At 68.6% G+C, this 22,640-nt stretch carries 24 protein-coding genes and 1 pseudogene; 11 read left to right on the top strand and 14 right to left on the bottom strand.

Going from position 1 to position 22,640, the window contains the following annotated elements:
• Positions 1-5: 5 nt before the first annotated feature.
• The 6 genes from ACTWP6_RS12610 to ACTWP6_RS12585 form a co-directional block, all read right to left on the bottom strand.
• Positions 6-1,052, bottom strand: a complete 1,047-nt coding sequence (locus ACTWP6_RS12610) for an MCE family protein (protein ID WP_260756941.1) — start codon at positions 1,050-1,052, stop codon at positions 6-8.
• Positions 1,045-2,100, bottom strand: a complete 1,056-nt coding sequence (locus tag ACTWP6_RS12605; protein ID WP_260756940.1) for an MCE family protein — start codon at positions 2,098-2,100, stop codon at positions 1,045-1,047. The genes ACTWP6_RS12610 and ACTWP6_RS12605 overlap by 8 nt, the downstream gene beginning before the upstream one ends.
• On the bottom strand, positions 2,097-3,770 hold the full coding sequence (locus ACTWP6_RS12600; protein ID WP_260756939.1) for an MlaD family protein: 1,674 nt from the start codon (positions 3,768-3,770) through the stop codon (positions 2,097-2,099). The genes ACTWP6_RS12605 and ACTWP6_RS12600 overlap by 4 nt, the downstream gene beginning before the upstream one ends.
• Positions 3,771-4,538: an ABC transporter permease gene (locus ACTWP6_RS12595; RefSeq protein ID WP_396885385.1), complete on the bottom strand. Its 768-nt coding sequence runs from the start codon at positions 4,536-4,538 to the stop codon at positions 3,771-3,773.
• An 88-nt stretch (positions 4,539-4,626) separates the two neighbouring features.
• Positions 4,627-5,472 (bottom strand): MlaE family ABC transporter permease, encoded by an 846-nt coding sequence (locus ACTWP6_RS12590; protein WP_260756937.1) that lies wholly within the window; start codon positions 5,470-5,472, stop codon positions 4,627-4,629.
• A gap of 255 nt (positions 5,473-5,727) precedes the next feature.
• The gene (locus ACTWP6_RS12585; RefSeq protein ID WP_260756936.1) at positions 5,728-6,381 is read right to left on the bottom strand and encodes a TetR/AcrR family transcriptional regulator; all 654 of its coding nucleotides are present in this window, start codon (positions 6,379-6,381) and stop codon (positions 5,728-5,730) included.
• Between the two features lie 47 nt (positions 6,382-6,428).
• Between ACTWP6_RS12585 and ACTWP6_RS12580 the strand changes: the two genes are divergently transcribed.
• The 3 genes from ACTWP6_RS12580 to fadD8 are packed head-to-tail and all read left to right on the top strand — an operon-like array spanning position 6,429 to position 10,248.
• Complete coding sequence (locus tag ACTWP6_RS12580; protein ID WP_260756935.1) at positions 6,429-7,649, top strand: oxygenase MpaB family protein; 1,221 nt, start codon at positions 6,429-6,431, stop codon at positions 7,647-7,649.
• Positions 7,624-8,526: an oxygenase MpaB family protein gene (locus ACTWP6_RS12575; protein WP_443187856.1), complete on the top strand. Its 903-nt coding sequence runs from the start codon at positions 7,624-7,626 to the stop codon at positions 8,524-8,526. Before ACTWP6_RS12580 ends, ACTWP6_RS12575 begins: the two co-directional genes overlap by 26 nt.
• Before the next feature lie 57 nt (positions 8,527-8,583).
• A complete protein-coding gene (gene fadD8 / locus ACTWP6_RS12570; protein WP_443187855.1) occupies positions 8,584-10,248 on the top strand; it encodes a fatty-acid--CoA ligase FadD8 in 1,665 nt (554 codons plus the stop codon).
• On the opposite strand, the gene ACTWP6_RS12565 is transcribed toward fadD8, so the two are convergent.
• A complete protein-coding gene (locus ACTWP6_RS12565; protein ID WP_443187854.1) occupies positions 10,237-10,908 on the bottom strand; it encodes a FadR/GntR family transcriptional regulator in 672 nt (223 codons plus the stop codon). The two genes, fadD8 and ACTWP6_RS12565, sit on opposite strands and share 12 nt — an antisense overlap.
• A gap of 47 nt (positions 10,909-10,955) precedes the next feature.
• Between ACTWP6_RS12565 and ACTWP6_RS12560 the strand changes: the two genes are divergently transcribed.
• A complete protein-coding gene (locus ACTWP6_RS12560; RefSeq protein ID WP_260756931.1) occupies positions 10,956-12,179 on the top strand; it encodes a CynX/NimT family MFS transporter in 1,224 nt (407 codons plus the stop codon).
• 172 nt (positions 12,180-12,351) lie between these two features.
• On the opposite strand, the gene ACTWP6_RS12555 is transcribed toward ACTWP6_RS12560, so the two are convergent.
• Genes ACTWP6_RS12555 through ACTWP6_RS12540 form a run of 4 tightly spaced genes read right to left on the bottom strand, consistent with a single transcriptional unit; the run spans position 12,352 to position 15,429 of the window.
• Positions 12,352-12,939 carry an SAM-dependent methyltransferase gene (locus ACTWP6_RS12555; protein WP_443187853.1) on the bottom strand — a complete coding sequence of 196 codons (588 nt, stop codon included), beginning with the start codon at positions 12,937-12,939 and terminating at the stop codon, positions 12,352-12,354.
• Between the two features lie 32 nt (positions 12,940-12,971).
• Positions 12,972-13,739, bottom strand: a complete 768-nt coding sequence (locus ACTWP6_RS12550) for a PIG-L deacetylase family protein (RefSeq protein ID WP_443187852.1) — start codon at positions 13,737-13,739, stop codon at positions 12,972-12,974.
• The gene (locus ACTWP6_RS12545) at positions 13,736-14,677 is read right to left on the bottom strand and encodes an acyl-CoA dehydrogenase (RefSeq protein WP_443187904.1); all 942 of its coding nucleotides are present in this window, start codon (positions 14,675-14,677) and stop codon (positions 13,736-13,738) included. The genes ACTWP6_RS12550 and ACTWP6_RS12545 overlap by 4 nt, the downstream gene beginning before the upstream one ends.
• Positions 14,674-15,429, bottom strand: coding sequence for a glycosyltransferase (locus ACTWP6_RS12540; RefSeq protein ID WP_443187851.1), 756 nt, complete (start codon positions 15,427-15,429; stop codon positions 14,674-14,676). The genes ACTWP6_RS12545 and ACTWP6_RS12540 overlap by 4 nt, the downstream gene beginning before the upstream one ends.
• A 51-nt stretch (positions 15,430-15,480) precedes the next feature.
• On the opposite strand from ACTWP6_RS12540, the gene ACTWP6_RS12535 reads away from it, so the two are divergent.
• From ACTWP6_RS12535 to ACTWP6_RS12510, 6 genes and pseudogenes are all read left to right on the top strand, one after another.
• Entirely contained in the window at positions 15,481-16,188 is a 708-nt protein-coding gene (locus ACTWP6_RS12535) for an HAD family hydrolase (RefSeq protein WP_443187850.1), read from the top strand.
• A gap of 10 nt (positions 16,189-16,198) precedes the next feature.
• Positions 16,199-16,276 (top strand): annotated as a pseudogene (locus ACTWP6_RS12530) (deazaflavin-dependent nitroreductase); the annotation flags it as partial.
• Positions 16,277-16,279: 3 nt separating this feature from the next.
• Positions 16,280-17,203 carry a 1,4-dihydroxy-2-naphthoyl-CoA synthase gene (locus ACTWP6_RS12525; protein WP_443187849.1) on the top strand — a complete coding sequence of 308 codons (924 nt, stop codon included), beginning with the start codon at positions 16,280-16,282 and terminating at the stop codon, positions 17,201-17,203.
• A gap of 56 nt (positions 17,204-17,259) precedes the next feature.
• On the top strand, positions 17,260-18,144 hold the full coding sequence (locus ACTWP6_RS12520) for an SDR family oxidoreductase (RefSeq protein WP_396885048.1): 885 nt from the start codon (positions 17,260-17,262) through the stop codon (positions 18,142-18,144).
• A gap of 6 nt (positions 18,145-18,150) precedes the next feature.
• Complete coding sequence (locus ACTWP6_RS12515) at positions 18,151-19,686, top strand: long-chain-fatty-acid--CoA ligase (protein WP_443187848.1); 1,536 nt, start codon at positions 18,151-18,153, stop codon at positions 19,684-19,686.
• A gap of 22 nt (positions 19,687-19,708) precedes the next feature.
• Complete coding sequence (locus tag ACTWP6_RS12510; RefSeq protein WP_443187847.1) at positions 19,709-20,095, top strand: VOC family protein; 387 nt, start codon at positions 19,709-19,711, stop codon at positions 20,093-20,095.
• 107 nt (positions 20,096-20,202) lie between these two features.
• Here the strand turns inward: ACTWP6_RS12510 and ACTWP6_RS12505 are convergent, their stop codons facing one another.
• From ACTWP6_RS12505 to ACTWP6_RS12495, 3 genes are read right to left on the bottom strand one after another with little or no spacing between them, the layout of a single operon-like run.
• A complete protein-coding gene (locus ACTWP6_RS12505; RefSeq protein WP_260757925.1) occupies positions 20,203-20,502 on the bottom strand; it encodes a DUF3349 domain-containing protein in 300 nt (99 codons plus the stop codon).
• An 11-nt stretch (positions 20,503-20,513) separates the two neighbouring features.
• Positions 20,514-20,801: a hypothetical protein gene (locus tag ACTWP6_RS12500; protein ID WP_443187846.1), complete on the bottom strand. Its 288-nt coding sequence runs from the start codon at positions 20,799-20,801 to the stop codon at positions 20,514-20,516.
• Positions 20,798-22,075 (bottom strand): inorganic phosphate transporter, encoded by a 1,278-nt coding sequence (locus ACTWP6_RS12495; protein WP_260756919.1) that lies wholly within the window; start codon positions 22,073-22,075, stop codon positions 20,798-20,800. Before ACTWP6_RS12495 ends, ACTWP6_RS12500 begins: the two co-directional genes overlap by 4 nt.
• Before the next feature lie 224 nt (positions 22,076-22,299).
• On the opposite strand from ACTWP6_RS12495, the gene ACTWP6_RS12490 reads away from it, so the two are divergent.
• Positions 22,300-22,629 carry a DUF3349 domain-containing protein gene (locus ACTWP6_RS12490; protein ID WP_260756917.1) on the top strand — a complete coding sequence of 110 codons (330 nt, stop codon included), beginning with the start codon at positions 22,300-22,302 and terminating at the stop codon, positions 22,627-22,629.
• Positions 22,630-22,640 lie beyond the last annotated feature (11 nt).

The raw sequence follows: 22,640 nt of genomic DNA, 5'->3' as shown, positions 1-22,640 counted from the left end.
GCGGCTCATTTGCAGTCCTGGAAGTACTCGATCAGGCCGAACTGCTTGGCTCGACCGCTGATCGCACACATCCAGGAGTCGATCAGCAGGCCGTTAGAGGCGTTGAAGTCGATCGCGTTACCGGTGCCGGTGATGTTGGTCAGGTTGCGCAGCGCGATCGGCGCGGTCTGCAGGATGCTGCGCACCATGGCGTCGTTCTTTCCGAGCAGGGTGGACAGTTCGCGCACGTTGGTGAGCAGCTCCTCCAACTCGGGACGGTCGTCGATCACCGTCCCACTCAAGTTCTGCACCAGGTTCGTAAGTGCGTCCATCATCGCCTGGAACGTGGCGCGTCGTGCGACGAACTCCCCGAGCAGCGAATTGCCCTGATCCACCAGATTTCCGATGGTCGCCTGCTGGCGGCGCAGCGTGGTGCTGACCATCTCGGTCGTCTTCAGCAGCTCACCCAGCTGGTCACGGCGCTGCGCGATGATCGTCGACAGTGTGTGCGTGTTCTCCAGCGCCTGCGGGACCACCGGGGGCAGGGTTTCCAACTGCTTGCCCAGGATCGCCAACGTCTTGGCGAACTGGTCGGAGTCCACCTGCTCGTAGGTGGTGGCGACGTCGGACAGCGCCTCTTGCAGGTCGTAGGGCACCTCGGTGTGCGTTAAGTCGAAGGTGTTGTCCGGCAACGATCCCGGACCGTCGGGATAGATCGCGAGGTAGCGCGACCCCAGGATCGTAGTGACCTTGATCGAGGCCCGTGAATCCTCGCCCAGGACGACGTCGTCGCGGATTTTCAGACCCGCCTCGACGTGATCCCCGGCGAGCTCCATGCTCGTCACTTCCCCTACCGGGATGCCGGCGACGGTGATCGGCTGGCCCGGTTGCAGCGCTGCGGCCTGCAGGAAGCGCGCGGTGTAGTGGCGGTAGCCGAAATCGGCGACTCTGAACAGCAGCAGCGTCGCGACGAGCACCACGACCACCGCGACGGCGACGACACCCAGCCAGATGGCGCTGTAGCTCTCCAGCGGGCGCCGCCGGCGCCGCGTCTTCGGGGTTTGATCAGCCATTGGCCATGTTCCTGCACTTCGGGGTGTAACGGGCTTTGTTGCCGGGCGTGGCGGCGGCGACGACGATCGGGGTGACGTCGTTGAGTCCCGGGAAGAATGCGGTGCCGTCCAGGTTGCACGCGTAGGCGTTGGCGTAGGTGCCTTCGCCGGTGATGCGCGCGAATCCCTTGAGCAGCAGCGGAAGATTGGCGCCGACGAACGCCAACTGCGGTTCGATCCCGACCATGTGCTTGGCGAACCCGGGCTGGCGCTGCACGAGTTCGTTCAGCGGCGTGTACACCTCGTCGGAGATCGTCGAAAGTTGGCGCATCACTTTGGCGATCGAGCCCATCGAATCGATCAGTTCGGGGCGCCGTGCGTCGAAGGTCGACACCACCGACCGGGCCTGGCCGACGATGTGGTCGAGATCGTCGTTGTGCCTGGCGAGATTGGCCACCACCACGTTGAGGTCGGTGATCACGCCGCCGAGTTCCTCGTCCCGGCCGGCGAACGCGTCGGTCAGCTGTGCCGTCTGGTCGATCAGCGCGGTGATCGAGCCCTCGTCGCCCTGCAGCGACTGGATGACGCCCTTGGTGAGGTCGTCGGCGTGCTTCGGGTCGAGCACGCTGAACAGCGGCTCGTATCCATTGAGCAGCGTGCCCACATCGAAGGACGGATCGGTCTGTTCGACCGGGATGACGCTGCCGGCCGGAAGCGGTTCCGGCTCGCCCAGGTTACCCAGCGACAGCCCGAGGTACCGCTGCCCGACGATATTCTGGTAGGTCACCGACGCCACCGTGCTGCCCAGCACCTGCTGGTCGGCCTGCACCACGAAGGAAACCTTGGCCTGTTTGCCTTGCAGCTCAATGCTTTCCACCCGGCCCACCCGCACGCCGGCCATTCGCACGTCGTCGCCTTCGCGCAGCCCGAACACGTCGGTGAAGATCGCCGCATACGGCACCGTGGATCCGGCGACGTCGCGGCGCAGCGTGACATAGACCAGCCAGGTCAACGTCACGGCCACCGCCATGAACAGCGACAGCCCGACCAGTGCGCCACGGGATCTCATCGGGGCTCCTCTCCCGGGGCCGGCGGTGCCGGCGAGACCGTGGTCCCGCGGGCGACCGGCCCGAGCAGCAACTGGGTCGCCGGAGTGACCGGCCGGCCGGTGATGACGCTGAGCGTCGTGCGCTCATACGGGCTGCCGACGGGGCCGACGTTCCCGCCGAACGACCCCGGCTGAGCCGGCAATACAGCAGACGCCGGGGCGGCTTCGGCGGGCAGCGGCGGGGCCGGCGCGGGAGCAGCCGGAGCCGGTCCGATGGGAGGCGGCGGCGGACGTCGGGCCGAGTCAGCGGGTTTGGGCGCCACCGGCGCCAGCGGAGACTGATTCACCGGAGGCGGCGGTATCGGGATCAGCGCGTCGTTCGCCGTTCCGGGAACCGGAGGCGCAGGCGACATCCACGGCGGCAGTGGCGGATTGGGGTCGGCCAGGTTCGGATTCGGGTTGATCAGCGGCGGTCCCACAGCCACCAGGTTCCCGTTCTCGCCGACCACGGTGCCCGGCGGGGGCGCCAGATCCGCGGGCGGCTGATAGTTCTGCGGCAACAGCACATCCGGCAACTCCGGCCGTGTGACCACCAGCGGTGCGGTGTAACAGCTCGGCCCCTTCAATTCCCCGTATCGCGGGCAGTCGGCGCGGGTGTAGGTGTAGGTCGGGGTCAGCGAGATATTCATGCGCATGTTGCCGATATCGCGCTCGGGTCGCCACACCTCGTTGAAGAACTTGTCGGACAGCCCGTTGATCTTGAGGAACGCCGGCAGCCAGTGATGCGACGTGTCGGCCAGATTCCCGATGACCGGCGTCAGCTCCGACGTGATCTTGACCAGCCGGTCGGTGTGGTTGTTCAGCGCGGTGTGGGTGGTCCCCATGGTGTGCAGACCGCTGCTGACCAGCGCGTCGAGCTGAGCCCTCTGCTCCACCAGGGTCCGCATCGGTCCGACCGCGATGTGCAACGCGTCCAACAACTCCGGCGCGGTCGCCCGCAGTCCCCTGGTGGCGTCGACCAGAGCCGACACCGTGGTCGGCCCGGGATCGGTCGCGACGATCCCGTCGATCTCGTCGACGAGCCGGCTCAGCTGTGCACCGCCGGCGAGCAGCTCGCTGCGGCGGTCCTCGGTCGCCGCGTTCACCGCGGCCAGGATGCCCACCGTCTTGTCCTCGCGGCCGCGCCCGGTGGCCGCCAGGATGTCGCGCAATTTGCTGATCGTGGTCTGGAACAGCACGGTGGGCAGTTCGGTGTCCTCCGGGATGTGCGCACCGGCGGTGATTGCCGCGCCCGGGCTCACCCCCTCCGGCGAACGGTCCACCAGCTGCACCGATGAGACCGCGAACACGTTGCTGGGCACCACCCTTGCGGTGACGGTGGCCGGTATCGACGCGGCGTACTCCGGGTTCAGGTTGATGTGAACGAAGTTCGGGTTGCCGTGCGCGGCCGGCGTGACACTGTCGACGGCGCCCACCAACACGCCGTGGTACTTGACGTCGGAGCGTTGCGGCAGCCCGTCGCCGACGTTGACGAGATTCGCCACCACGCGGACGAACGGGTCGAGGCGGCCCGTCGCCTTGACCAGCAGGGTCGACGTGATCAGCGCTGCCACAAGGACAACCGCGATCCCCCCACCGAACAACTGGCGATCGGTGGGTCCGCGCCCGTCCAGGTCAAAGGAATTCGCCACCTACCCTCCGAACCTCGCTCCGGCGTCGACGTTCCACAGCGCCATGGTGAGCAGCATGTTGACGATGATCACCACGGTGATACTGGCCCGCATGGCGTGTCCGGCGGCAACGCCGACGCCCTCGGGGCCTCCGCTGGCGTAGAAGCCGTAGTAGCACTGGATCGTCGTGGCGATCCACACGAAGACGATGGCCTTGAGCAGCGAGTAGAGGATGTCCTGACCCGACAGCATGAGCGTGAAGTAGTGCAGGTACGAGCCCGTCGCCCCGCCGCTGATCACCCGCACCACCACCTGCGTCGTCAGATAGCTGACCGCCAGGCAGACGACGTAGAGCGGGATGACCGCGATCACCGAGGCCATCAGCCGGGTGGTCACCAGATACGGGATCGGCCGGATGGCAAGAGAATCCAGCGCGTCGATCTCCTCGGCGATGCGCATGGACCCCAGCTGCGCGGTGAACCGGCAGCCGGCCTGGGTGGCGAACGCCAACGACAACGCGATCGGGGCCAACTCGCGGGTGTTCACCAGTGAGGAGATGATCCCTGTCGCCGGGCCCAGCCCCAGCAGGTCCAGGAAGTTGTATCCCTCGATGCCCACGAGCGCACCCACGGTCACACCGAGAACGATCGCCACCCCCGCGGTTCCGCCGCCCACCACCAGAGAGCCGTTGCCCCAGGCGATGTCCGACAGCAGGCGGACGAACTCGGCGCGATAGTGCCGCAGCGCCAACGGGATCGCCACGATCGCCCGCACGAAGAACACCAGCATGTGGCCGAGCCGCCCGATCGGCGGCGTGACCTTCCCGCAGAGGCGGACGAACGGGGCCAGCAGCGGCGGTACGAAGGTCGACGCCACGTCAGAGCCCAACCCTCGGGAACAGCATGATGTAGAGCTGGCTGATCGCGACGTTGACGACCATGAGGATGAGGATCGACTCGACCACGGCGGCGTTCACCGAATTCGCGACGCCGGTGGGGCCGCCCACCGTGGCCAGCCCCTTCTGACACGACACCACGGCGACGATGGCGCCGAAGATCACCGCCTTCACCAGCGCCACGATCATGTCGCCGGTCGTCGTGAACGAGGCGAAGGTGGCGACGAAGCTGCCCGGAGCACCGTTCTGGAAGTACACGTTGAACAGGTAGCTGGCGAGAAAGCCCACGAAGCACACGACTCCGGTGAGCGCCACGCCGATCATGATCGCCGCCGCGAAGCGCGGGACCACCAGGCGGCGGATCACCGAGACACCCATGACCTCCATCGCGTCGATCTCCTCGCGCATCGTGCGCGATCCGAGGTCGGCGGTGATGGCCGAGCCGACCGCCGCGGCCATCAGGATCGCCGCGGTCAGCGACGCGGCCTGCCGGATCACCGCCAGCCCGCTCGCGGCGCCGGCGAGCGAGGTGGCGCCCACCTGGCCGGCCAACAGCGCGAACTGGATCGACAGCGTCACCCCGATGGGCAGCGCCACCAAAACGGTCGGCAACACCGCCGTCCCCGCCATGAACGCGCCCTGCCGGATGAACTCCTGCCACTGAAAGCGCCCGGTGAACAGGTCGATCAGGAAATACTGGAGGGTGCGAACACCGAGGATGAACTGGTTGCCGACCGTCGCCAACGACGCCAGCGGGTGACGCTTGACGTAGCCGCCGGCCCAGTCGGTGATGACGGTGGCTCCGTCACCCTTTGCGTCGGCGCTCATCCGCGCTGAACGACCATTTACTTAATGCCTTCGATTTTGCTCGTGCCAACCTCGGTGGTCGGCGTGTTTTCTGCAGTTGAGAGCGTTAATTGACGCCTGCGGCACCCGCCGAACCCGTCGCATTCCCGCCCTGTCGGCATGAGTATGCCCATTAGCTTCTCCGATAGGCAAGGAATCAGCAAAATCCCCGCCTGCGGCGGACGAATTTCTGACACGAGCGGCGGCTCGCATTCAATTCGCGTTCTGAGGCGCTGGTCACCGCGACGGGAAACGGTCCGGCGGCGGGGCCGGCCAGGGTCGCAGATAGTTCAGTGCCATCAGCGTGATCTCGTCGATGAACTTCTCCCGCTCGATCGGCGGCTGGTCGAGGATGTAGCGCACACAGAGGTGTTCGACCATCCGAACCAGCATCCAGGCCGCGGTGTCGAGTGTCGCGTCGGCCCGGACCTGCCGCTTGTTGATCGTCAGATAGGCCACCGTCAGCTCTCCGATGCGCTGTTCGAACGCCACCAGCTTGCTGGCCGCACCCAATCGCGGCGTCTGTTCCATCACCGCCCGCAGGAACTCGGGGTGCACGTCGAGAGCGTCGACCAGTGCGGCGATCGACTCGCGGACGTAGTCGGGCGCGGGCTGGTCCAGCCGCTCGGACACCCGCGCCGCCACCCGGGCGGACAACTGGTCGCTGAACCGGTCGATGACCGCGGCGGCGATCGCGTCTTTGTTCGGAAAGTACTGATAGAGCGACCCCGGGCTGATGCCCGCCGCGGCGGCGATGCGGTTGGTCGAGGCGCCGTCAAATCCATGCGTGATCAGCATCTGCTCACCGGCGTCCAGGATGCGGTCCACCATGGCGCGGGACCGTTCCTGGCGGGGCGCCCGACGGAGCCGGGACGACGGATCAGCGCTCATGCGTACGCGAATTGAACGCGAATGATCGCTCGTGTCAGCATGGCGCCATGGTGACACAGGAAACCGCCGCCGTATACCCCCGCCGGTTCATGGAGGGGGAACGGCGCAACCGCAGGATGGGTCGGCCGCTGCGCGCACTCACCCGTACCGTCCGGCTCGACTCGACGCTGACCACCAAAATCGGCAGGCGCCTCATGCACCGCGACGAGGTCGGGGCGGCGCTGGTGGCGGCGATGAAATCCGAGGGCCCCGACCGGGTGAGCATGGGCCAGTTCAAGCTGGCCCTCGAGCACGGTGTCGACGCCGTGCCGAATTGCCCCGCACCGCTGCGCGACTTCTTCGCCGTCGTCGAGAACACCCCGGCCTGGGTCGATTTCGACCTCGTCAACCGGGGTGCCGCCGCGTACCGGCGCCTCGGCACCAACGCCGCAGACGTGATGCTGCAGCTGTCGCTGATCGGCGGGTACCGGTTCGGCGGTCCGACCGACCTGCTCGTCGAAACCGGCGGGCTGACCGGCCGCACGACCGTGCGACGGCTGGCCGAGACCCAGAAGTGGGCCGTCGCCGTCTCCGAGCCCGATGCGATGCGCCGCGACGGCGAAGGCTTCAAACTCACCGTGCACGTTCGGTTGATGCACGCACTGGTCAACCATCAGTTCGAGCGCAACGGCCGCTGGGACATCGAGCGTTGGGGGCTGCCGATCAACCAGACCGACCAGGCCGCGACCCTGGGCCTGTTCAACGGTGCCTTACTGCTCGGGGTGCGGATGCTGGGTGTGCGCGTCAGCCCCGCCGAGTCCCGCGCCATCATGCATCTATGGAAGTACGTCGGCTGGCTGATGGGAGTCGACGAGGACTGGTTATGCGACAACGAAGCTCAGCAGCACCGGCTGAACTACCACCTGCTGGTCACCCAGTCCACCGTCAGCGCCGCCGGGCCGGCACTGGCCAATGCGATCGTCGACGCACAGCGCGAGCTGCACTACCCCAACGCCGCCGCGCTGCGCGGCGCCTACCACCGGGCCAGGCTGCTGAGCATGCTGCGGTTCTTCCTGCGCGCCGAGGGCATGGCCGACCTGGAACTACCGCGGGCACTGCCCTGGGCCGTGCTGCCGGCGATCGCCAAGAACACCGTCCGCTATCAACTGCTGTCCCGCACCTGCCGGGGCCGGGCCTACCTGGAGCGGTGGGGCGACCGGTCACGGAATCGCCAGCTGGACAAGTACTTCGGGGAGCAGCAGCATGACGTCGGCCGACTCCCCGGCTGAGGACGCCCTCGGTCCGTCGTCGCTGCTGTGGCGCTGGGCCGGGGACATGCGCATCGCGTTCGAAGGCGGCACCGCGGGGTTGCTGCAGACGATGCACCCGGCGATCGGGCAGGGGCTGATCGACCACTCCGACTTCTTCGACGACCCCGTCGACCGCGTCTTCCGTTCACTGCCAGGCATTCTCGGCACGGTGTATGACGGGGACCTGGCCGAGGCGACGGGACTGCGAGTCCGCGACTTTCACCACGACATCAAGGGCACCCTGGCGGACGGGCAGCGCTATCACGCGCTGCACCCGGAGACGTTCTGGTGGGCGCACGCAACCTTTCAGCGGATGGTGGATCGGCTGGCGATGCACTGGGACTCGCACGGGCTGACCACACAGGAGAGCGAGCAGCTCTACGCCGAGGGCCGCGAGTGGTACCGCCGCTACGGGATGACCGCGAGCGTCGTACCCGCCGATCGCGCCGCGTTCGAAGGCGAGGTGGACCGCTACTGCCGTGAGGTGCTGCAGCCCAACCCGGCGTCGGATTATCTGATCGAGTTCATCGGCAGGCGGGCGATCCCGGACATGAGTGCCTCCCCCGATTATCCGAGCCATCCCCGGCTGCGTCCGCTGGCCGACGCGCTGCTGCCCACCCTGCCGGTGCGGATGGCGCTGGCCCCGCCGATGCGGCTGGTGATCTTCGGCGGCCTGCCCGCCCTGGTGCGGGACCGCTTCGGCATCCGCTGGACGCGCGGCGACGAACGGCGCTACCGCGCGATCCGGTCGGCCATCCGCACGGGCTGGCGGTATCTGCCCGGGTCGCTCGCGTGGTATCCGGCGGCGCGCAAGGGGTGGCTGCGGGAGCTGGGTCACGTCCCGGCCCGCTTCTGACCGTCCGCCGCCGAACTCGCATTCCACGCGCAAAAGTTCGCCGTAGCCCCACGTGGAATGCGATTTCGCGGGGACCGGCTGACTGGAATTGGAACACGTTCTAGTCTGGTCGGCATGAGTGATCAGCTGCGCCATTTCCTCCACTCCGGCCACCTCACCGTCGGCGCGCTCAAGCGCCACAAGGACAAGCCGGTGCTGTTCCTCGGGGACACCACCCTGACCGGCGGCGAGCTGGCCGACCGCATCAGCCAGTACATCCAGGCGTTCGAGGCGCTGGGGGCGGGAACCGGCGCGGCGGTCGGACTGCTGTCGCTGAACCGTCCCGAGGTGCTGATGATCATCGGCGCCGGCCAGACACAGGGTTATCGCCGCACCGCGCTGCATCCGCTGGGCTCCCTCGACGACCACGCCTACGTGCTGTCCGACGCCGAGGTCACGTCGCTGATCATCGACCCCAACCCGATGTTCGTCGAACGTGCCCTCGGCCTCGTGGAGAAGGTGCCGTCGCTCAAGCAGGTGCTGACCATCGGGCCCGTCCCGCCCGAATTCGCCGCCGCCGGCGTGACCGCTGTGGATCTGACCGCCGAGGCCGCCACGTACCCGGCCAAGCCGCTGGTCGCCGCCGACCTGCCGCCCGACCACATCGGCGGCCTGACCTACACCGGCGGCACCACCGGTAAGCCCAAGGGCGTCATCGGCACCACGCAGTCGATCACCACCATGACCACGGTGCAGCTGGCCGAGTGGGAATGGCCGGAGAACCCGCGCTTCCTGATGTGCACGCCGCTGTCTCACGCCGGTGCGGCGTTCTTCACGCCGGTGATCGTCAAGGGCGGCGAGCTGATCGTGTTGACGAAGTTCGATCCGGCCGAGGTGCTGCGCGTCATCGAGGAGCAGAAGATCACCGCGACGATGCTGGTGCCGTCGATGATCTACGCGCTGATGGACCACCCGGATTCGCACACCCGCGACCTGTCGTCGCTGGAGACGGTGTACTACGGCGCCTCGGCGATGAACCCGGTGCGCCTGGCCGAGGCGATCCGCCGGTTCGGGCCGATCTTCGCGCAGTACTACGGCCAGTCCGAGGCGCCGATGGTGATCACCTACCTGTCCAAAAAGGACCACGACGAGAAGCGGCTGACCTCGTGCGGGCGGCCGACGCTGTTCGCCAAGGTGGCGCTGCTCGGCGAGGACGGTCAGCCGGTGCCCCAGGGTGAGGTCGGCGAGATCTGCGTGGCGGGGCCGCTGCTATCGGGCGGGTACTGGAACCTGCCGGAGGCGACGGCGGAGACGTTCCGGGACGGCTGGATGCACACCGGCGACCTGGCCCGGGAAGACGAGGACGGCTTCTACTACATCGTCGACCGCACCAAGGACATGATCGTCACCGGCGGGTTCAACGTGTTCCCCCGCGAGGTGGAAGACGTCGTGGCCGAACATCCTTCGGTGTCCCAGGTGTGCGTCATCGGCACCCCGGATGAAAAGTGGGGCGAGGCGGTGACGGCCGTGGTGGTGCTACGGCCCGACGCCGACCGTTCCGAGTCCGCCGTCGCGACGATGACCGCCGAGATCCAGGAGTCGGTCAAGGAGCGCAAGGGTTCGGTGCAGTCACCCAAGCAGGTGATCGTGGTGGACTCGGTACCGGTGACCGCGCTGGGCAAGCCGGACAAGAAGGCCGTGCGGGCGCAGTTCTGGGAAGGCGCGGGGCGTTCAGTCGGCTGAGCCGACGCCTGCCAGGATCCGGTCCAGGAACTCCCCTGCCGTCCGGCCGGCTCGTTCAGCGTCTCCGGCGGCGATCTGATCGAGCAGCACGCGGTGATCGCAGCGGTCTACCGGCACATGCTGCGTCGTCACGACGCTGGCGGTGACCGCCTCCATGAGTCCGCAGTAGAGCTCGATGAGGGTGCGGTTGCCGGAGGTGCGCACCACGGCGAGGTGGAACTGGGCGTCGACGCGGGCGTACCCCTCGGTGTCGCCGGCGGCCCTGTGCTTGTCGCGGCGGGCCAGCAGTGCGCGCATCTGGTCGACGTCGGCCTTTGTGCGATGGGCGGCGGCCAGGCGTGCGGCCTCCACCTCGAGCGCCCTTCGCACTTCGAGCACTTCGCGCAGTTCGGTGCCGCACAGGCGGCGCAACGCTCCGGACACCTCGCTGGTGGCGCGCACGTAGGTGCCGTCACCCTGACGGACCTCGAGGATTCCGGCGTGTGCCAGCGCGCGGACCGCCTCACGTACCGTGTTGCGTCCGACCCCGAGTGTCTGGACCAACACGGTTTCGTTGGGTATCCGCTCCCCGACCGGCCATTCGCCGGCGAGGACGGCATGCCTGAGTTGCTCGATGACCTGCTCGACCAGACCTGCCCGACGCGCAGTGCTCAATGGCACACGTAAACCCTTTCGTCCAATCATGGGATGTATGGCACGGTAGCAAGATGCACACCGACCGGCAGACCATCACCGCGGATTCGACGTCCCACGCGTCGAGCCGGGTACCCGGAGTCGCCGGCGGCGTGTTACTGGCGCTGGCCGTTGTGCTCACCGCGCTGAACCTGCGTCCCGCCGTCACCAGCATCGCGACCGTGCTGGGGGACATGCGCGCCGAGCTGGGGGTCTCGGCCACCTGGGCCGGACTGCTGACCACACTTCCGGCGCTGTGTTTTGCCGGCGCCGGCTTCGCCGCACCATGGCTGGCGTCCCGCATCGGCCTCGGACGGACCATCTCGGCGGCCATGGTGGCCCTGACCGCGGGTCTTGCGTTGCGCGTGGTGGACGGACCCCGGGTCGTCCTGGGCGCCACGCTGGTCGCGTGCGCCGGCATCGCCCTGGCCAACGTTCTGATCCCGGTCGTCATCAAGGGATCGTTCCCCGCCCGAATCGGGCTGATGACCGGCATCTACACCGCGGCGCTGCAAGGCGGCGGAGCGCTCGGATCGGCGGCCACGCCCGGCCTGGAGGCTCCGCTGGGCAGCTGGCGCGAGGCGCTGGCCGCCTGGGCGGTCGTCTCGTTCCTCGCGCTCGCGGTGTGGATCCCGGCCACGCGCCGGCACCGCGACGCCTGGGCGGCCCACACTCGGCCCACCGCCGGGCGTCGGTCACTGCTCGGCAACCCGCTGGCCTGGACGGTCACCGCGTTCTTCGGCAGCCAGTCGTTCCTGGCCTACATCGTGATGGGGTGGCTGCCCCAGGTCTTCATCGACAACGGCGTCGACAAGGTCAACGCCGGCCTTCTCGTCGGGCTGACCTCGCTGATCGGTGTTCCGTTGTCGCTGCTGATCGCACCGCTGGCCGCGCGCAGACCCAGCCAGAGCGCATGGATCGTCGCGGTCGGGGTGTTCGGGTTCGCCGGGGCGGTGGGCCTGATGGTGGCGCCGGGCGCACAGCCGCTGCTGTGGAGCGTGTTGATCGGCATCGGGATGAGCGCGTTCTCCATGGCGCTCGCGGTGCTGGGTCTGCGTGCCCGCACCGCCGAGGAGACCGCTCAACTGTCGAGCATGGCGCAGGGGTTCGGGTATCTCGTCGCCGGAACCGGACCGTTCCTGTTCGGACTGCTGCACGACGTGTCGCACGGGTGGACGGTGCCGTGGGTGATGTTCCTGGCCGTGTACGCCGTGCAGATCGTGGCCGGCGCGCTGGCCGGGCGCGGCCGCTACGTGTGAGGACGCCGGGGTACCGGATGATGACGAAATTGTTGATTTTGTGGTCGAGGCCGGATGTGCGCGGGGTGCTGGGCGGCTGACTCCGTCGGCGCGAGCGTGCGTCGTTGCCGGATTTATCGCGGCGTGTCGGCTGCCGACACGCACCCTCGCCCTCTGAAGGCGGGAGAGAGGGTCAGGCGCCGGGGACGGCGGTGCGGGCGGCCACCGACGTCGCGCCGGCGGTGTCGAACACGTCGATCACCACGTCGGTGTCGCGGTACCCACCCAGATGATGCAGTCCGTCGGTGGCGCCGATGATGTCGTGGGCGTGGTCGCCGTTCATCAGATAGTCCTCGACGTCGTGGCGCCAATGTGCGGCGAGCACGGTCGCCGCTGGTCGCAGGCGGGGTACCTCACGGTCCAGGACCTCCCGCAACGTCGCCGGCGCGAGGTAGTAGCAGACCTCCGAAAGCACCACCAGGTCGAAAGGCCCGGCGGGCCAGGGCCCATCGAGTGAGCCGCGCAGCAGCGTCACCTTGTCCCGCACACCTGCGCCGAGCAGTCGGCGGTGTGTGGAATCCAGTGCCGCCACACTGACGTCGGAGCTGGTGAGGTGATCGCAGCGGCCGGTCAGCCTCTGGGTGAGCACGCCGACCGAACAGCCCGGCTCGAAGGCATGCCGGTAGCGGGCGTACGGCAGCAACGCCACGGTGATGTCGTACTTGCGCCGCTCATACCACCGGCTTTCCAGCCGCCATGGGTCGGCCGCCTGCGCATACATGCGGTCGAAATAGCTGTCAGGAAGCCGGGGAGTCAGCGGAAGACCACCTCCCCCACCGCCAGCTGCCTCGACAGGACATACGGCGGCAACACCGGCTCCGCGCCGGGCGACGGTGGCGTGAACTGACTGAGAAAGCACTGCGCGGCAGTGAGTTTGCGTTGCGACGCGACCGGCGTGAGGGGCACGGTGTAGGTGCGCTGCCACGGCACCGCCCCGTCATCCGGCAGCGCCCAGTGCCACATCCACACCGGATACTCGACGAGCGTGACGCCGGTGCGCTGCGCGGCCACCGCGGCGGCCCGGCCGACGGCTTCGTGGTCAGGGTGCCCGTCGCCCCGCCATGTCGCGGCGCACCAGGTTCCCGGCGACCGGTCGGCCAGGATCTCGGTGAGCAGATCGGAGAGCCGCTGTTCGTGGTGTGCGAGCTGTCCGTCGGGCAGCCCCAAACTGATCGGCGGCGCCACCCCGAGTACCCCTGCTGCCCTCTGCAATTCGGCTTTTCGGGTCTTCTCCAGCCGATACCGCTGCAGCGGTGACGCATCCGGAAACGCGGCGCCGCCGTCGCTGGACGACACGATCTGCACCGGCACACCGGCTTCGGCCAGCGATGCCACCGCCCCGCCGAATCCCAGGGTCTCGTCATCGGGGTGGGCGCCGACGACCACCAGTTCGGCGCAGTCGCGCAGATCGAGCCGGGGCAGCGACAAGCCGGCCGAAGTCCACACCTGTGCGGCGGTACCGCCTTCGGTGAGCGGGCAGGCGGCCAGCCTGGCGGTGTTGTCCAGCTGGGCGGTGGTCACGTCGCCTCCCCGGCCAGCGCGCCCAACCGCTCCAGATCGCGTTCGGCGTGACTTTGCCGGACGTAGACGCTCAGGTCGGCCACCCGCTGGGCGTGCACGGGGTCCGCGCACAACGGCGTCGGGCCGAGCGCGCGGGCGGTGCGGGTGAGGGTCTCGTCGACGGCTGTCTCCACCACGGCGCGCGCCCGGCGAGCCAGCAGTTCCGCGCGTCCGGCCTTGTCGGCCGGATCGGCGTCGACTTCGGCCGCGGTCACCGTCAGCGTCGCCGCGGCAGCGCTCAGGGCGGCGTCGACCGCACCCAGATGCGCCGCGGTGTGCGCGTCGCCCCGGCCGCCACGCACCCGGTCGTACAGCGCCGCGGCGACGGCCCGGGCGCCGCCCAGCCAGCACGCCGCCACCCCGACCGCACCGTGCCAGAAGCCGGGCCGGCTCAAGTACTCACCGGGTGCACCGACGGGGGTGGCCGGTGCGCCGTGGAATTGCACTGAGCGCGTGTCAGATTCGGCCATGCCCGCATTGCTCCACCGGCCGGGCAGCGCCCGCACCCCGGGGCCGGACAGGTCGACCCCGTACAGGCCACGCTCTCCTGACGGCAGTCTCGCGGTGACGAGCGCATGTGAGCACAACCCCGCCCCGGAGCACCACGTCTTGGTGCCTTCGAGCAGCACCTGGGCTCCCTCGACGATGGCGGTCAGTGATGCCTCGCTGGACTCGGCCGCCCACACCCCCCACAGCTGCCCCGGCGGCGGCGTATCTCCGCAGAGTTCGGCCAGGATGGCGACCGCGTCAGTGTGGGCCTCGGCCAATCGTGCTGCGGTGAGGTCGAGTTCGGCGAGCGCGGTGAGCTGCGCCCACCGTTGCGCGGTGCGGCCGCGGCCGGGGAGCGGCAGGTCCAGGTCCCCTCCGGCGAGCCAGTCGAGGACCAGGCCGGCGTTCACGCGCTCAGCCCCGTCGGACACGGGTCGTCCGAGTGTTCGGCCCCGTCGAGGTCACGCAGGTGCTTCGCGAAACCGTCTGGGGCGCGGCCGTTCCGACGATCCGACGTCGCCACCGACAGATTCCGGTCGCGGTGCACCCGCAGTCCCGCCGCTTCGAACCGTTCCACCAGGTCGACGTCCTCGCTGCTGGGCAACGCGCGGAAGCCGCCGACGCTCCAGTAGGCCGATGCCGCGAAACCCATGTTGGCGCCGTGGATGTGACCGTGTCCCTGTCCGGGGGCGCTCTTGGCACGGTAGGCACGCAGATACCGGCGCGCCAGCGCCGGCGAGAAGTGGCGCCACACCGGGACATGCACCACGCCGAGCACCATGTCCGCGTCTGCGTGACGGTCCGGATCGGTCATTCGGACCAGCCAATCGGAGTCCACGACGCTGTCGGCGTCGGTGGTCGCGTACCACGCGTCGGCTCCGACGAGGGCCGGCAGTGCGCGCGCGTATTCGAAGCCGGCGGCCCGGGCGGCCCCGACGTTGCCCGCGTCGATGGTCACGAAGTGAACGTCGGGGCCGAATCGCCCGGCCAGCGCGTCGCTGCCGTCGTCACACGAGTCCAGGACGACGACCGTGGTGACCGGGTTCGGCACGCACAACGCCGCCGTCGTCACCGCGCGCAGGCAGCCCGGCAGGTGGGCCGCCTCGTTGTGCGCGGGCACCACCACGACGACGGGTTCCGGCAGGTCGTCGAACACAGTCATGGGCGCTAGTTAGCCAATCAGCGAAGATTTCACACCTGGCAGGATGGTGGGGTGGCTGACCTGCAGGCGGTGCTGTTCGACTTCTCAGGGACGCTGTTTCGGCTCGAAGAGGACGACGGCTGGTTCGTCGAGATGGAGCTCGACAGCCCGATGACCCCCGAGGGCAACCGTGAGATCGACGAGCACGTGCAGGCCGAGTTGATACGCCGCCTGACCGCGCCGACCGGCCGGTCGGTGCCCATGACACCCGATGCGCTGCAGGCGTGGATGAACCGCGATCTGGCCCCGCACCTGCACCGTGAGGCCTATCTGCACGTGCTGCGTGAGTCAGGACTCGCCGATCACCACGCGGAGTCGCTGTACAGCAGGGTGATCGACCCGGCCTGCTGGACGCCGTACCCCGACACCGCGGCCGTGCTCGACGGTCTGAGCCGGCGCGGAATCAGAACCGCGGTGGTCTCCAACATCGCGTTCGACATCCGGCCCGCGTTCGATGCGCTCGGCGACCAGGCCCACGTCGACGAGTTCGTGCTGTCGTTCGAGGTGGGCGCCGTCAAACCCGATCCGGCGATCTTCCAGACCGCGCTGGATCGGCTGGGCGTGCCCGCCGAGCGGGCGCTGATGGTCGGGGACAGCGACGAAGCCGACGGCGGTGCCCGCGCGCTGGGGTGCGCGTTCGCGCTCGTCGATCCGTTGCCCACCCGGGAACGCAGGGACGGGTTGCTCGCGGCCCTGCGGGCCCACGGCATCGAACTGTGACGACCGGGCCCTGGTGACCGGATCCCATCCCGACGAGTTCGAAGCGTTGGTCGGGCGCTGCCCGGTATTCCGCTTCGATAACGTTTGAGAGGTGTCTGACCCTGCGAGCAATCCGTTCGACGCCGGCCTGTGGGAGCCGGTGGCCGGTTTCGATGTCCTGACCGACATCACCTACCACCGCCACATCGACGGTGGTGAACGCAAGCCGACGGTCCGGGTGGCCTTCGACCGCCCCGAGGTGCGCAACGCGTTCCGCCCGCACACCGTCGACGAGCTCTACCGCGTCCTCGACCACGCCAGGATGTCCTCCGACGTCGGGGTGGTGCTGCTGACCGGCAACGGACCCTCGCCGAAGGACGGCGGCTGGGCGTTCTGCTCCGGCGGCGACCAGCGCATCCGCGGCCGCAGCGGCTACCAGTACGCGTCCGGGGAGACCGCCGAGACCGTGGACCCGGCGCGGGCCGGACGGCTGCACATCCTCGAGGTGCAGCGGCTGATCCGGTTCATGCCCAAGCCGGTGATCTGTCTGGTCAACGGGTGGGCAGCCGGCGGCGGGCACTCGCTGCACGTGGTGTGCGACCTGACGCTGGCCAGCCGCGAGCACGCCCGCTTCAAGCAAACCGATGCCGACGTCGGCTCCTTCGACGGCGGCTACGGGTCGGCGTACCTGGCCCGCCAAGCCGGCCAGAAATTCGCCCGCGAGATCTTCTTCCTGGGCCGGCCCTACACCGCCGAGCAGATGCACGCGATGGGCGCGGTGAACGAGGTGGTCGACCATGCCGAGCTGGAAAACGTCGCGCTGCAATGGGCTTCAGAGATCAACGGCAAGTCGCCGCAGGCCATCCGGATGCTCAAGTACGCGTTCAACCTGCCCGACGACGGCCTGGTGGGCCAGCAGCTGTTCGCCGGTGAGGCCACCCGGCTGGCGTACATGACCGACGAGGCGGTCGAGGGCCGCGACGCGTTCCTGGAGAAACGCGACCCGGACTGGTCGCCGTTCCCCCGCTACTTCTAGGCACCGAACCCCGTGGACGTGCAAGGCGATTTCGCGCTGGAAATAGACTCCGGTCCGTGAGTAGCAGGAACCCGCTGCGGCGGCTGGCCGAGCAGGTCGTGCTGACCAGCATGCGCCCCCCGATACTTCCCACGCTGCTGAACCGGGCCGGCCGGCAGCTCGTCGACCTGAGAGGCAAGCGCGTTCTGCTGACCGGGGCATCGTCGGGCATCGGTGAGGCCGCCGCGGAGAAGCTGGCCCGCCGCGGAGCCACCGTCGTCGTGGTGGCCCGGCGCGGTGACCTGCTTGACGAGGTCGTCACCCGCATCACCGCCGCCGGCGGGCAGGCGAGCGCGCACGCGTGCGACCTGTCCGACCTGGACGCCGTCGACGCGCTCGTCGCGACGGTCTCCGACCAGCTCGGCGGTGTCGACATCCTGGTCAACAACGCCGGACGGTCCATCCGACGGCCGCTGGAGGAGTCGCTGGAGCGCTGGCACGACGTCGAGCGCACCATGATGCTGAACTACTACGGACCGCTGCGCCTGATCCGCGGGTTCGCCCCCGGCATGCTCGAGCGCGGCGACGGCCACATCATCAACGTGTCCACCTGGGGTGTGAAGACCGAATCCCCGCCACTGTTCGGCGTTTACAACGCCTCGAAGGCGGCGCTGTCGTCGATCAGCCGCATCATCGAGACCGAATGGTCCGACCGCGGCGTGCAGTCCACCACGCTGTACTACCCGCTGGTGAAGACACCGATGATCGCACCGACACGGGCGTACGACGGGCTGCCCGGACTGTCCGCCGACGAAGCGGCGGGCTGGATCGTCACCGCCGCGCGCCACCGCCCGGTCCACATCGCACCCCGCATCGCGGTCACCGCGCACGCGATGAACAGCGTCGCGCCGGCGGCGGTGGACACCATCATGAAACGCCAACGGATGCAGCCCAAGGACTGAAAAGCGTTGTTCCGCAACCTCGCCGACATCGTCCGCGGCCACGGACGGCAGCGCCCCGGCGCGCCGGCGCTGGTGGCCGGTGACACCACGGTCACCTACGGGGAACTCGACGACCGGTCCAACAGGGTCGCCCAGGCGTTCCTGGGATCCGGTGTCGGATCCGGCGACCGGGTCGCGTTCGTGGAGAAGAACGGCATCGAATTCTTCGATGTTGCTTTCGGTTTGGCGAAGATCGGGGCGGTCGGCGTGCCGGTGAACTGGCGGCTGGCCGCCCCGGAGATGCGTCACGTCATCGTCGACTCCGGAGCCCGCATCGTCGTGGTCGGCGAGGAGTTCGCCGGTCACCTCGAAGCGATCGAGGCGGAGTTGGACGCCGACATCGTGGTGATCGGCAGCCACGCCCGCTGGCCCGCGTTCCACGAGTGGGTCGCGGAGCATCCGGCCGTCGACCCGGGCGTGGTCACCGGACCCGACGACCTGGTGTTCCTGATGTACACCTCGGGCACCACCGGCCTGCCCAAGGGCGTGATGCTGAGCAACACCAACTACGTCTGCAAGACCGGCGGGGTGGCCGGCCCGTGGCAGTTCGACGCCGACGCCGTCAGCCTGGCGGTGATGCCGCTGTTCCACATGGCCGGCTCCGGGTGGGCGCTGGCCGGTTTGTGGCAGGGCGCGAAGACCGTCGTGCTGCGCGACGTCGAACCGGCCGCGATCCTGGATTCCGTTGCGCGGCACCGTGTCACCAACATGCTGCTGGTGCCCGCGGTAATCCAGTTCCTGCTCGACACCGACGGGGTCGACACCGTCGACTTCTCGCATTTGCGGGTCATCGTCTACGGCGCGTCACCGATCAGCGACGACGTGCTGGTCCGCGGCATCGAACGATTCGGCGGGATCTTCGCCCAGGTGTACGGCATGACCGAGACCACGGGCTCGATCACCCAACTCGACGGTCCCGACCACGTGCCGGAACTGTTGCGCTCCTGCGGCAAACCGTATCGGTGGGTGCAGATCCGGATCGTCGGCGAGGACGGCGCTGACGTCGCACCCGGGGGCGTCGGTGAGGTGTGGACCCGTTCGGCGCAGAACATGCTCGGCTACTGGAACAACCCCGATGCCACCGCGGCGACGCTGACCCCGGACGGTTGGCTCAAGACCGGCGACGCCGGCTTCGTCGACGCCGACGGCTACCTGTTTCTGCACGACCGGATCAAGGACATGATCGTCTCGGGCGGCGAGAACGTGTACCCGGCGGAGGTCGAGAACGTGCTGATGACCCATCCGGCCGTCGCCGACGTCGCCGTCATCGGGGTGCCGGACCCACGGTGGGGCGAGGCGGTGAAGGCCGTCGTGGTCGCCGCCCCCGGTGCCGACCCCAGCGAGGCCGAACTGATCGCGTTCGCGCGCGACCGACTGGCGGGGTACAAACTGCCCAAATCCGTCGACTTCGTCGCCGTGCTGCCCCGCAACCCGAGCGGCAAGCTGCTCAAACGCGCCCTGCGCGAACCGCACTGGGTCGGAGCGGGCCGACAGATCGGCTGAGTGGCGTGGTAGACACACTGGCATGGAGATCCTGGCCAGTCGCGTGCTGTTCCGTCCCAGCGACTACGCCCGGTCGGTGGCCTTCTACCGCGACGGCCTCGGTCTCGCAATTGCCCGCGAGTATCCGGGCGGCATGGTGTTCTACGCCGGCCAGGCGCTGATTGAGCTTGCCGGGCACGGCGCCCCCGCCGGCGGCGCGCCGCCGTTCCCGGGCGCGTTGTGGCTGCAGGTGCGCGACCTGTCGGCGACCCAGAACCAACTGCGGGAGTGTGGAGTGCCGATCATGCGGGAGGCGCGGCGCGAACCGTGGGGGCTGCACGAGATGCATGTCACCGATCCGGACGGCGTCACGCTGATCTTCGTCGAGGTGCCCGAGGATCATCCGCTGCGCCGCGACACCCGGGGCTGACTCAGCGGGGCGACGATCAAGCGGCGAGGCACGAGCCGCGTTGAGGAGTCCCGCAATCAAGTTCAGCGGGGAGGCAGGAGCCGCGTTGAAAAGTCCCGCAATCAGGTTCAGCGCGCCGGCGCCGCCAGCGGCCAGCCGACCGACGCCAGCCGCGCCGCGACCTGGTGCACTTCTTCGGGGTTGGGTTCCTTATCGGTGACCAGATGGATCGCCGCGCGGATCTCTTCGGGCGTCACCGTGTCGGAGTCGTTGCCCTTGAGCACCGTCTGGGCGACCTTGATGACCTCGTCCTCGGTCAGGGTCCGTGCCAGCAACGCCAGCAGGGCGAAGTAGTCCGTCTGCGGGACGCCCTGGGGGTAGCCCTGGTGCAGCCAGCCCAGGATGTTGGTGAACGCGCTCTCGGCCATGGCCACTCAACTCACTTTCCAGGCAGGAACGGGAAGAGGTCGACGCCGGTGTGGTGGATGATCGTGGCCCGCGTGATCCACAGGACCGCGGTCAGAATCACCGCACCGACGAACACGAACAACGCCACCCCGAGGAACTTCAGCAACGGGTTCGACGCGGCCGCCGCGGTGCCGTCGGATCCGTCGGAGCCGTCGGAGCCGGAGAATGCCACCAGTCCGACGGCGAAGACGGCGGGCAGCCCCGCGCCGAGCAGGAGCCCGATGCCGAGCACCTTGAGGATGCTTTCCAGGTACGTCATGTCAGCGTGGTTTCCTTCACCGTCGCAGCAGGCTTGGCCGCCGGTTCGGTCTCGGTGACCGAGGCGCGCAGTTCGGCGGGGACCACCGAGTTGGTCGCAGCGTCCCAGTCGGCGTTGACGTTGCGGTGGTCGACCTTCTGATGCTGCGCGCGCCACCACAGGTAGAACGACAGGGCGCACAGCAGTACGAAGATCAGGCCGTCACCGGCCAGCGACGAACCGGTCAGCGACTCGACACCGTGAGACAGCCAGAACGACAGCGCGCCGACGACACCGGCGGCGGGCAGGGTGATCAGCCATGCCACCGCCATCCGGCCGGCGACGGCCCAGCGGACCTCGGCGCCCGGCTTGCCGACGCCGCTGCCCAGGATCGAACCGGTGGCCACATGCGTGGTCGACAGCGCCATGCCTGCGGCGCTCGAGCTCAGGATGATGGCCGCCGACGACGCTTCGGCTGCCAGCCCCTGCGGCGACTCGATCTCGACAAGCCCCTTGCCGAGGGTGCGGATGACGCGCCACCCACCCAGGTAGGTGCCCAGGCCGATGGCCAGCGCGCACGACGCGATGATCCAGAACGGCAGGCCCTGCTCCTTGACGTCGCCGGTGAGGTGGCCGGTGGTGATCAGGGCCAGCGCGATCACACCCATGGTCTTCTGGGCGTCGTTGGTGCCGTGCGACAGCGCGACCAGCGACGCGGTGGCGATCTGACCCCATCGGAAGCCCTGTTCCCGGCGCTTCTTGGCGACGTTGCGGGTGATGCGGTAGACCAGCCAGGTGCCGCAGCCGGCCACCAGGCAGGCGATCAGCGGCGCCGCGATCGCCGGGATGAGCACCTTCGCGGTCACGCCGGACCAGTTCACCCCGGCCAGCCCGATGGCGGCCAGACCGGCCCCGATCAGACCGCCGAACAGCGCGTGCGACGAGCTCGACGGGATGCCGAACAGCCAGGTGAGCAGGTTCCACAGGATGCCGCCGATCAGACCGGCGAAGATGATCGTCAACCCCGTGGACGCGTCGATCGACGGGATGAGTTGACCGGTCTTGCCGTCCTGGATCTTCAGCACCGAGGTGGTCACCGTGACCGCGACCTCGACGGACAGGAACGCGCCGACCAGGTTCAGGATGCCGGCCAGGATGACCGCCGTCTTGGGCTTGAGCGCGCCGGTCGCGATGGACGTCGCCATCGCGTTCCCGGTGTCGTGAAAGCCGTTGGTGAAGTCGAACGCCAACGCGGTGGCGATCAACAGCACCAAGATGATCAGCTCTGCGCTCATGGCGTTGATTCTGCTGCCCGGCCAGCGGTTTTGACTAATCTTTGACAACTCGTGTCGAGGCCGCGACGTGGTCTTTTTCCGGCTGCCGGCGCGGTGTTCATCTACTGTTCATCTTCTCAGGGGTGCCCGTTCGTGCCCCGCAGCTGAGAGCGGCTCCCCGGCGGCGCCGCGGCTACCATCGAACTGCCGAGGGCTACTTCGCGCCCCCGGCGGGGAGTGGATTCGTGACCAGATTTCTCGCCAGAATCGTGGCGTGGATCGCGGCCGGATATCCGGAGGGGGTGCCGGGGCCGGACCGCGTGCCGCTGCTGGCCTTGTTGCGGCGCCGGTTGACCGACGACGACGTGATGACCGTCGTCAGCGAACTCGTCGCCCGTGCTGATTTCCGCGAGCAGGGATCGGCCGACATCGGCCCCGTCGACATCGGGGTGCTGATCACTGCGATCACCGACGAACTGCCCTCCCCCGAGGACGTCGAGCGGGTCCGCGCCCGGTTGTCCGCGCAGGGCTGGCCACTCGACGACCCGCGCGACGACATGGAGGAGGAGCGATAGCCGTCCTGAGC

This window comes from Mycobacterium sp. 4D054, from assembly GCF_052245755.1.
In the GTDB taxonomy this organism is placed as follows: Bacteria; Actinomycetota; Actinomycetes; order Mycobacteriales; family Mycobacteriaceae; genus Mycobacterium.
This window is presented reverse-complemented; position numbering and strand designations above follow the sequence as displayed.

Excerpts from the sequence above, each read along its gene's own strand:
- ACTWP6_RS12610 (WP_260756941.1), bottom strand. The coding sequence starts at position 1,052 with ATGGCTGATCAAACCCCGAAGACGCGGCGCCGGCGGCGCCCGCTGGAG.
- ACTWP6_RS12605 (WP_260756940.1), bottom strand. The coding sequence starts at position 2,100 with ATGAGATCCCGTGGCGCACTGGTCGGGCTGTCGCTGTTCATGGCGGTG.
- ACTWP6_RS12595 (WP_396885385.1), bottom strand. The coding sequence starts at position 4,538 with ATGCTGGTGTTCTTCGTGCGGGCGATCGTGGCGATCCCGTTGGCGCTG.
- ACTWP6_RS12590 (WP_260756937.1), bottom strand. The coding sequence starts at position 5,472 with ATGAGCGCCGACGCAAAGGGTGACGGAGCCACCGTCATCACCGACTGG.
- ACTWP6_RS12585 (WP_260756936.1), bottom strand. The coding sequence starts at position 6,381 with ATGAGCGCTGATCCGTCGTCCCGGCTCCGTCGGGCGCCCCGCCAGGAA.
- ACTWP6_RS12580 (WP_260756935.1), top strand. The coding sequence starts at position 6,429 with ATGGTGACACAGGAAACCGCCGCCGTATACCCCCGCCGGTTCATGGAG.
- ACTWP6_RS12575 (WP_443187856.1), top strand. The coding sequence starts at position 7,624 with ATGACGTCGGCCGACTCCCCGGCTGAGGACGCCCTCGGTCCGTCGTCG.
- fadD8 (WP_443187855.1), top strand. The coding sequence starts at position 8,584 with ATGCGATTTCGCGGGGACCGGCTGACTGGAATTGGAACACGTTCTAGT.
- ACTWP6_RS12560 (WP_260756931.1), top strand. The coding sequence starts at position 10,956 with ATGCACACCGACCGGCAGACCATCACCGCGGATTCGACGTCCCACGCG.
- ACTWP6_RS12555 (WP_443187853.1), bottom strand. The coding sequence starts at position 12,939 with ATGTATGCGCAGGCGGCCGACCCATGGCGGCTGGAAAGCCGGTGGTAT.
- ACTWP6_RS12540 (WP_443187851.1), bottom strand. The coding sequence starts at position 15,429 with ATGACTGTGTTCGACGACCTGCCGGAACCCGTCGTCGTGGTGGTGCCC.
- ACTWP6_RS12510 (WP_443187847.1), top strand. The coding sequence starts at position 19,709 with ATGGAGATCCTGGCCAGTCGCGTGCTGTTCCGTCCCAGCGACTACGCC.
- ACTWP6_RS12505 (WP_260757925.1), bottom strand. The coding sequence starts at position 20,502 with ATGGCCGAGAGCGCGTTCACCAACATCCTGGGCTGGCTGCACCAGGGC.
- ACTWP6_RS12500 (WP_443187846.1), bottom strand. The coding sequence starts at position 20,801 with ATGACGTACCTGGAAAGCATCCTCAAGGTGCTCGGCATCGGGCTCCTG.
- ACTWP6_RS12495 (WP_260756919.1), bottom strand. The coding sequence starts at position 22,075 with ATGAGCGCAGAGCTGATCATCTTGGTGCTGTTGATCGCCACCGCGTTG.